This is a genomic window from Microcystis sp. M53602_WE12 (assembly GCF_030065455.1).
Lineage (GTDB): Bacteria > Cyanobacteriota > Cyanobacteriia > Cyanobacteriales > Microcystaceae > Microcystis > Microcystis aeruginosa.
The window spans coordinates 1-1,911 of the sequence record NZ_JASJFB010000576.1; the positions used below are offsets into that span (position 1 = coordinate 1).

Genomic DNA, 1,911 nt, shown 5'->3' on the forward strand with positions numbered 1-1,911 from the left:
GCACTAATTAGAGAAGATGCAAGGGTGATGCAAGGGTGATGCAAGGGTTTTAAGAGATTCTAGCAGATTTAAGTGCATTTGGGAAGCTCTCAATCAAGCTAAAAGCCCTTTCCTGTAAGGTTTTTAGATTTATTCAGCAAACCCTACCTAAGCAAAATTAATTACACATATCTAACCCCCCCTTGCCTCTTGCCTCTTGCCTTTTGCCTTTCTTCACTAGGAAATTTATTTTGCACGACTACTTAGCATGGTTTGCTGTTTGGTTGGTTTCCTTTTTAATTTTATCAGCTAATTTCAACGGGCTGGATATACCATTAATTCGAGATGAACGAGGTTATGCTTTACCCTGTGATTATATTCGTTATAATCCTATGCGGTAGGGGTTTTATTTAAAATCCCAAGATCGCCCTGTCCGTATCTATTGGTTGATTGATGAAGGTTTTTATCGCTCTGATTTGGGTACGATAACAATTCCTGACAGTATGGGCAATGAATGATGCGGGAGATGTTAGGGCAATGTAAGGCATCGCAATTTGGATTTAAGTGTTTTGAAAAAGCAAAAGGTGCATGGGATGTATCCTACGTGATTGGCGATCGCACTATCTACCCAAGCGAAGAAGGGGCTTTTAACCCCTCTTAAAAATTGCATTATAATTTATGTCGTAATGGATATTAAGCGTTAACCAATTGCTGTGCTAATTTCTTTAATCGCTCTTTTCCGCCACAATGATTTAGATAATGGTCTGCTGCACGAGATAATGCTGTGAGATTAGCTTCATCTGCCTGAAATGTGGAAATATCGGAAGTAATGACAGGCTGGATACGTTTATAATTATCCTTCAACAGTTTTTTTGCGGTATAGTCTGTGACATCGGAGGAGCCATCTGAAAATACATCCATTAGTGGAATTTGATTATGAATGTTAACCCAATCAAATCCGCCCCAAGTTGTTGCTTCTTCTGCACTAATACGACGATTAACTTGTCCTGTCCCAAACGAGGCTACGAAAATTTTATCTAGTGGTTTACCATTTTCAATTGCTTCAGCGATCGCGCATAGGGCAGGATTATTGGCGACAACTCCTCCATCAATTAACGGAATACACTTTTCGTCAGAATGTTGAGGTATTGTTGTTGTTTTCTTTATTAAGTCGCCTCGACGAATTCTGTCATTATCTGGACGATCATAGTCTGTTAAAGCGTCTAAATAGGCTTTATCTTTCAGCAGATAACCCGCAAAAGCGACGGGAGCGGCAGAAGAGGAACGGCAGACTTGCCACACGGGAAGAGTTGCATATCTTGCTTTATATTTAGCGTCTTCTAATTTCTTTTTATCTAATTGTTCTGAAGTGTAGTTTGTAGTATCTTCGTTGTGTTGAACCGTACCTCGACTGACAAAAATTACGGCTTCTCGATTATAGGTATCGTAACTGGTTACTAGAGTCGGTTTTGGTAAGTCTTTAAAGAGCAAAGTTTCAGGAAAAATGTTTGGTTTCTTAAGAACATTTTCTAATCCTTCTTCTTCAAAGAGGGGAAGGGAAGGATCTTTTTCTTTGATTCGTCGCCATACTTCTGGCCATACGTTGGAGAATTTTTTTAGGTCTAGCTCTTTGAAAATGGTTTGACCATGTTCGTTATAAAACCCTAAAATTTGTGTGGCGGTCATTCCATTGGCAAGGCCACAGGCAATGATGCTTCCTGTTGAAGTTCCCGCGAAGAAATCAGGTTCTTCGTTACTTGGTATGGTTCAATAGGGGGGCATAAATCGACTAAATCCTTATCTGGCAAGAGACTTAATTGATTAGTTCGCTCTAGAGCAAAAACAATTGACAAAAATCGCCAAATGCCTTTCTAAATAAGGGTTCCATCCCTTGTAATCCTCGTCCATTGCATAACACAAACCGAAGAGCCA

At 39.8% G+C, this 1,911-nt stretch carries 3 protein-coding genes; 1 reads left to right on the forward strand and 2 read right to left on the reverse strand.

Going from position 1 to position 1,911, the window contains the following annotated elements; translation table 11 throughout:
- Positions 1 to 230: 230 nt before the first annotated feature.
- Positions 231 to 380 carry a hypothetical protein gene (locus PX482_RS18470; protein WP_002762856.1) on the forward strand — a complete coding sequence of 50 codons (150 nt, stop codon included), beginning with the start codon at positions 231 to 233 and terminating at the stop codon, positions 378 to 380.
- 292 nt (positions 381 to 672) lie between these two features.
- Here PX482_RS18470 and PX482_RS18475 read toward each other — a convergent pair whose 3' ends face one another.
- Together PX482_RS18475 and PX482_RS18480 are read right to left on the reverse strand one after the other, a co-directional pair.
- Positions 673 to 1,743, reverse strand: a complete 1,071-nt coding sequence (locus tag PX482_RS18475; RefSeq protein ID WP_353852430.1) for a patatin-like phospholipase family protein — start codon at positions 1,741 to 1,743, stop codon at positions 673 to 675.
- Entirely contained in the window at positions 1,662 to 1,844 is a 183-nt protein-coding gene (locus PX482_RS18480) for a hypothetical protein (protein WP_223213080.1), read from the reverse strand. The genes PX482_RS18475 and PX482_RS18480 overlap by 82 nt, the downstream gene beginning before the upstream one ends.
- Positions 1,845 to 1,911: the final 67 nt, after the last annotated feature.